6 protein-coding genes are annotated in these 6,574 nt (G+C 69.3%); 5 read left to right on the forward strand and 1 reads right to left on the reverse strand.

Annotation, left to right across the window (positions count from 1 at the left end; translation table 11 throughout):
• Positions 1–50: 50 nt before the first annotated feature.
• Entirely contained in the window at positions 51–1,007 is a 957-nt protein-coding gene (locus tag BLQ77_RS25255) for a GlxA family transcriptional regulator (RefSeq protein ID WP_089963830.1), read from the reverse strand.
• A gap of 119 nt (positions 1,008–1,126) precedes the next feature.
• Here BLQ77_RS25255 and BLQ77_RS25260 point away from each other — a divergent pair, with 119 nt between their 5' ends.
• From BLQ77_RS25260 to BLQ77_RS25280, 5 genes are all read left to right on the forward strand, one after another.
• Positions 1,127–2,377: a sarcosine oxidase subunit beta family protein gene (locus tag BLQ77_RS25260; RefSeq protein WP_089963832.1), complete on the forward strand. Its 1,251-nt coding sequence runs from the start codon at positions 1,127–1,129 to the stop codon at positions 2,375–2,377.
• Positions 2,378–2,386: 9 nt separating this feature from the next.
• A complete protein-coding gene (locus BLQ77_RS25265) occupies positions 2,387–2,668 on the forward strand; it encodes a sarcosine oxidase subunit delta (protein WP_008887971.1) in 282 nt (93 codons plus the stop codon).
• Positions 2,665–5,610, forward strand: a complete 2,946-nt coding sequence (locus BLQ77_RS25270) for a sarcosine oxidase subunit alpha family protein (protein WP_089963834.1) — start codon at positions 2,665–2,667, stop codon at positions 5,608–5,610. Before BLQ77_RS25265 ends, BLQ77_RS25270 begins: the two co-directional genes overlap by 4 nt.
• On the forward strand, positions 5,603–6,157 hold the full coding sequence (locus BLQ77_RS25275; protein WP_089963836.1) for a sarcosine oxidase subunit gamma: 555 nt from the start codon (positions 5,603–5,605) through the stop codon (positions 6,155–6,157). Before BLQ77_RS25270 ends, BLQ77_RS25275 begins: the two co-directional genes overlap by 8 nt.
• Before the next feature lies 1 nt (position 6,158).
• Positions 6,159–6,574 (forward strand): tetrahydrofolate dehydrogenase/cyclohydrolase catalytic domain-containing protein (locus tag BLQ77_RS25280; protein ID WP_278184729.1); only part of this gene is annotated, 416 nt, incomplete at its 3' end.

Genomic DNA, 6,574 nt, shown 5'->3' on the forward strand with positions numbered 1-6,574 from the left:
TCCCGGTCGCGATCCGGGGCCTTGCAAGCCATCAGCCAGAACGCCCCGGATCAGCTCCGGGGCGTTTGCGTGTCCGACTGCCGCAGCCGTGACGGCTCGTGGCCGTAGAGACGCCGGAACGCGTCGGAGAAATGCGAGGGCGTCGAGAAGCCCGTCATCTGCGCGATCTCCGAGAGCGGCAGCCGGGTCGAACCAATGAGCTCGCGCCCCGTCTCCAGCCTCAGCCGGCGGTATTCCTCCATCACCGAGCGCCCCAGCGCGGCGCGAAACTGGCGCTGGAGCTGGCGCACCGACAGCCCGCTCAGGCTCGCGATCTGCTCTTGGTCGAGCGGGTCGGCGATGTGGCTCTCCATCAGCTCGAGCGCGCCCTCGACCGCCAGAGGCAGCGCGCCGTAACGGGCGGCGATGGAGACCCTTTGCGGTGCCTCGGCGCCCCGGATCTCGGTCTGAATGAACCAGTCCGAGATGCGCTCGGCGAAGCGGTTGCCGAAGTCCCGCGCAATGATCGCGTGCATCATGTCGAGCGGCGCCGAGCCCCCGGCGCAGGTGTAGCGGTCACGGTCAATGACGAAGAGCCTGCGCTCCAGCAGCCACGTCCCCGGCATGGCGTCGAAATCGCCGTAGTGGTGCCAGTGCACGGTGAAGCGGCGGTCGCGCAGCAGCCCCGCCCGCGCCAGGATCACCGCCCCGCCCGAGATGCCGCCAAGCGCCACGCCGTTGCGATCCGCCTGCCGCAGCCACGCCATGAGTGCGGGGTCCGAAACCCGGGCCGGATCGCCCCCCGCCACCACGAAGACGAGATCGAAGAGCGGCACCGCGTCGCGGAAATACCGCGTCTCGAAGGCCGCCCCGACCGAGGACAGGGCGCGCGTTCCGGTGTTCGACAGAAGCGTGATGTCATAGGCGAGGTCGGGTGAAAACTGGTTCGCGGCGCGCAGCGGTTCCAGCGCCGCGGCGGTCGAGAGCAGCGCGTATCCGTCGACCAGAAGAAAGGCGATTCGACGCATCCGCGCCCCCTGTCCCGGAAATCGAAGTCATGTCCCATTCTCAACAGAATACGTCCCTATTCAAGAGGATCACTGCAAATAACGCCGATACAACAAGGAGGTCCGAAGGAGAGGCCCGTATGACATTCTCAGGTTTCAAAGTCGTCAAAGAGGCGCTGACCGGCTACAGGGGATGGGGTCCCCTGTGGCGCAACCCGACCCCGAAACCGGCCTATGACGTGGTGATCGTCGGCGGCGGCGGGCACGGGCTCGCGACGGCCTACTACCTCGCCAAGCGCTACAACCTGCGCAACGTGGCGGTGCTCGAGAAGGGCTGGATCGGGTCGGGCAACGCCGGGCGCAACACCACCATTATCCGCTCGAACTACCTGCTGCCGGGCAACCAGCCGTTCTACGAGCTGTCGATGCAGCTGTGGGAGAACCTCGAGCAGGAGACCAACTTCAACTCGATGGTCAGCCAGCGCGGGATCATCAACCTTTTCCATTCGGACGGCCAGCGCGACGCCTATCGCCGGCGCGGCAACGCCATGATGATCTCGGGCGCGGGGGCGCGGCTGCTGGGCCCGGGCGAGCTGCGCGAGATGGTGCCCTTCCTCAACTTCGACAATGCGCGCTTCCCGATCAAGGGCGGGCTGATGCAGGAACGTGCAGGCACCGCGCGCCACGATGGCGTGGTCTGGGGCTATGCCCGCGGCGCCGACAAGCTTGGCGTCGACATCATCCAGAACTGCGAGGTCACCGGCTTCCGCATCGAGGACGGCAAGATGCTCGGGGTCGAGACCTCGCGCGGGTACATCGGCGCGGGCAAGGTCGGCGTCTCGGTCGCGGGCAGCTCGGGCCGGGTGATGGCCTATGCGAACCGCCGCCTCCCGATCGAGAGCCACGCGCTGCAGGCCTTCGTCTCGGAGGGGCTGAAGCCCGTCGTCCCGGGGGTCATCACCTTCGGCGCGGGGCACTTCTACATCAGCCAGTCCGACAAGGGCGGGCTGGTCTTCGGTGGCGACATCGACGGCTACAACTCCTACGCGCAGCGCGGCGGCCTGCCGGTGATCGAGGACGTGCTCGAAGGCGGCATGGCCCTGATGCCGATGATCGGGCGTGCGCGCCTTCTGCGCGCCTGGGGCGGGCTGGTCGACATGTCGATGGACGGCTCCCCGATCATCGACCGCACCGACATCGACGGGCTCTACTTCAACGGCGCGTGGAACTACGGCGGCTTCAAGGCGACCCCCGCCGCGGGGCTCACCTTTGCCCACCTGCTGGCCACCGACACGCCGCACGACACCGCGACCGCGTTCCGCTTCGACCGGTTCAACCGCGGTTACGTCATCGATGAAAAGGGCGTCGGCGCCCAACCCAACCTGCACTGAGGCCACGACATGCTGATCCCTCATCCCCTTCTCGGCCTTCGCGACGCGCAGGAGTTCACCTACCTCGGCGACGCCGCGCTGATGAACCGCCCCGACCCGGACGCTCCCGGTGCCGAGGCCGCGTTCTGCGACTACGTCTTCCTGCGCGACAACCCGGCGGGCGTGCACCGCGAGCTGTGGTACCACGAACAGGGGGACCGCTCGTGGCTTGTCGTCACACGCAATACCCTCACCCACGAGATCCTCGGCGCCGAGCTGGCCTCGGACGTGAAAGCGGGAGCCGCGCAATGACCCGTCTGACCGGCGGTCTGATCGACCGCACCCGGCCGCTGCACTTCACCTTCAACGGCACCGGCTACAAGGGCTTCGAGGGCGACACGCTTGCTTCGGCGCTGCTTGCCAACGGCGTCAGGCTGATGGGCCGCAGCTTCAAGTATCACCGCCCGCGCGGGGTCCTCGCGGCGGGCAGCGAAGAGCCCAACGCGCTGGTCTCGCTGCGCGATGGCGCGCGGGCCGAGCCCAACACCCGCGCCACGGTGGCCGAGCTCTACGACGGGCTCAGCGCCCGCTCGCAGAACCACGTCGGCCCGCTTCACCGCGACCTGCTGGCGCTGAACGACCTGCTGTCGCCGTTCTTCGCGGCGGGGTTCTACTACAAGACCTTCATGTGGCCCAAGGCCTTCTGGGAAAAGCTCTACGAACCCGCGATCCGCAAGGCGGCCGGTCTCGGAGAGCTGTCGATGCTGCCCGACCCCGACGCCTATGACCGGGGCTTCCTGCAGTGCGACCTGCTGGTCATCGGCGGCGGTGCCGCGGGGCTGGTGGCGGCGCTGACCGCCGGGCGTGCGGGCGCACAGGTGGTGCTTGCGGACGAGGATTTCCGCCTTGGCGGGCGGCTCCTGATGGAGAGCGACCTTCTGGACGGCGCCCCGGCCAGCGACTGGGTCGAGAGCGTGCGGGCGGAGCTTGCCAGCCTGTCCAACGTGCGGATCATGACCCGCACCACGGTCTTCGGCGTCTTCGATCACGGCATCTACGGCGCGGTCGAGCGGGTGGCGGACCACCTGCCCGTGCCTGGCGACAAGGTGCGCCAGACGCTGTGGCGGATCACCGCGAAACGCGCCGTGCTGGCGGCGGGCGCGACCGAGCGGCACATTCCCTTCGCCGACAACGACCGGCCCGGCATCCTGCTGGCGGGCGCGCTGCGCGCCTATGCCAACCGCTGGGCGACGCTTCCGGTGGCCAAGGCGGGCGACGCGGTCGCGATCTTCACCAACGGCGACGATGGGCACCGCACGGCGCGCGACCTGCTGGCCAAGGGCGCGAAACTGCTCGGCGTGATCGACAGCCGCGCCGGGGCCAGGGCCCTGGGCGACTACCGTGTCTTTTCCGGCGCGCAGGTCACCGGCAGCAAGGGCCGTCTCGGTCTCACGCAGATCGAGATCACCGAAGGCGGCAAGGTCTCGTGGCACGAGGTCGGCGCGCTGGGTGTGGCGGGCGGCTGGAACCCGAACCTGCACCTCGCCTCGCACCACCGCGGGCGGCCCGAGTGGGATGCCTCGCTGCTGGCCTTCGTGCCGGGGCAGGGCGGTCCGCAGGGGCTGATCCCCGCGGGCGCCGCCGCCGGCAAGGGCGGCACCGCGCAGGCGCTGGCGGACGGTGCGCGCGCGGCACAGGCTGCGCTGGCCGAGCTGGCGCTCACCGCGCCGCAGATCGCGCTGCCCGAGGCGCTGGACGCTCCCGCGGCGCAGGAGGCCTTCTGGCACGTGCCCGGCAAGAAACGCGCCTGGGTGGATTTCCAGAACGACGTGACCGTCAAGGACATCAAGCTGGCGCATCAGGAGAACATGCGCCCGGTCGAGCATCTCAAGCGCTGGACCACGCTTGGCATGGCGACCGATCAGGGCAAGACCTCGAACGTATCGGCGCTGGCGGTGATGGCCGAGCTCACGGGCAATTCGATCCCCGAGACCGGCACCACGATCTTCCGCCCGCCCTATACCCCCGTCTCGCTGGGCGTGCTGGGCGGCGGCGACAGCGGCCCGCATTTCCGCCCCCACCGCCTGACCCCGACCCATGGCTGGGCCGAGGCGCAGGGCGCGGAATTCGTCGAGGTCGGCCCGTGGATGCGCGCCCAGTACTTCCCGCAGAAGGGCGAGACCCACTGGCGGCAGAGCGTCGACCGCGAGGTGCTGGCGGTGCGCGCGGGCGTCGGGCTTTGCGACGTGACCACGCTCGGCAAGGTCGATGTGCAGGGCGCCGATGCGCGCGAGTTCCTCAACCGGCTTTACGCCAACATGATGGGCACGCTGAAGGTCGGCATGGTGCGCTACGGGCTGATGCTGCGCGAGGACGGTCACGCCTACGATGACGGCACCTGCGCGCGGCTGGCCGAGGATCACTACGTGGTCACCACCACCACCGCCAACGCCGGGCTGGTCTTCCAGCGCATGGAGTTCGCGCGCCAGTGCCTCTGGCCCGAGCTCGACGTGCAGCTGATCTCGACCACCGACGCCTGGGCGCAGATCGCCGTGGCAGGGCCGAAATCCCGCGAGCTGCTGGGCCGGATCGTCGACGATTTCGACCTGTCGAACGAGGCCTTCCCCTTCATGGCCTGCGCTCCGCTCACCATCTGCGGCGGGCTGCGCGCGCGGCTCTTCCGGATCTCGTTCTCGGGAGAACTCGCCTACGAGATCGCCGTGCCCGCCCGCTACGGTCATGCGCTGATGGAGCGCCTGATGAAGCAAGGCGCCGATCTGGGCGTCACGCCCTACGGCACCGAGACGCTGGGCGTCCTGCGCATCGAGAAGGGCCACGCCGCCGGGGCCGAGCTCAACGGCCAGACCACGGCGCAGATGCTGGGGCTGGGCCGGATGGTGTCGGCCAAGAAGGACAGCATCGGCGCGGTGATGTCGCGCCGCGAGGGGCTCGCCGCCGACCGCCGCCGTCTCGTCGGGCTGAAATCCGTCACCCCGCAGGAGCAGGTGGCGGCAGGCTCGCATCTCTTCACGGAAGGGGCGGCGCAAACCATGCAGACCGATCAGGGCTGGGTCACGTCTTCCTGCTGGTCGCCGCATCTGAAGAGCTACATCGCGCTGGCCTATCTCGAGGACGGCGACAGCCGGCAGGGCGAGATCGTCATCGCCGCCAACCCGCTCGAAGGCCGCGAACTGCGCGCCGAGGTCGTGTCGGCGCATTTCGTGGATCCCGAAGGAGGACGTCTCCGTGACTGACCTTTTCCCCGTCACCGCGCTAGGCGACAGCGCCCCGCGCAACGCGCGCTTCGGCGCGCTCACCCTGTCGGAAAACGCCGGTCTCGCGCTCGCCTCGCTGGCGCTGCGCAAGGGGCAGGCGGCGCCCGCGCCCTTCGGCCTCGCGCTGCCCGAGGTGGCCCGCGCGGTAACCTCGGGGCCGCACGGGGCCTTCTGGACCGGGCGCGGTCAATGGATGATCGAGGCCGAGGGTCTTGCCGAGACCGATTTCGCCGCCGCGCTGCAGGGTCAGGCGCCGGGCTGCGCGGTGACCGAGCAGACCGACGGCTGGGTCGCCTTCGAGATCGCCTCGGACACTGGCGCCCCGCTCGAGGCGTTGCTGGCGCGGCTGGTGAACATCGACCCGAGAACGCTCGGGCCCGGCTGCTGCGTCCGCACGGGGCTCGAGCACATGAGCGTGTTCGTACTGCGCCGGTCCGAGACCCGGCTGGCGGTGATCGGAATGCGCAGCCTCGCGGGATCGCTGTGGCACGCCCTGTCGCAAGCCGCCCGCCGACTGGAGGACTGATATGTCTGCAACCATCATCGACGGCAAGGTTTTTGCCGCGACCGTGCGCGAGCAAGTGGCAGCGCATGTGGCGCGGCTGAAGGCGGACCACGGCATCACGCCGGGTCTGGCGGTGGTGCTCGTGGGCGAGGACCCGGCGAGCCAGGTCTACGTCCGCAACAAAGGCAGGCAGACCCTCGAGGCCGGGATGCAGAGCTTCGAGCACAAGCTGCCCGCCGAGACCTCCGAGGCCGACCTTCTGGCGCTGGTGGAGCGGCTGAACGCCGATCCGGCGGTGCATGGCATCCTCGTGCAGCTGCCGCTGCCGGACCACATGAACTCGGACGCGGTGATCAACGCGATCTCGCCCGCCAAGGACGTGGACGGGTTCCACATCTCGAACGTGGGCCTCCTGGGCACCGGCCAGAAGAGCATGGT

Origin of the sequence: Salipiger thiooxidans (assembly GCF_900102075.1) — a bacterium.
GTDB classification, from domain to species: domain Bacteria; phylum Pseudomonadota; class Alphaproteobacteria; order Rhodobacterales; family Rhodobacteraceae; genus Salipiger; species Salipiger thiooxidans.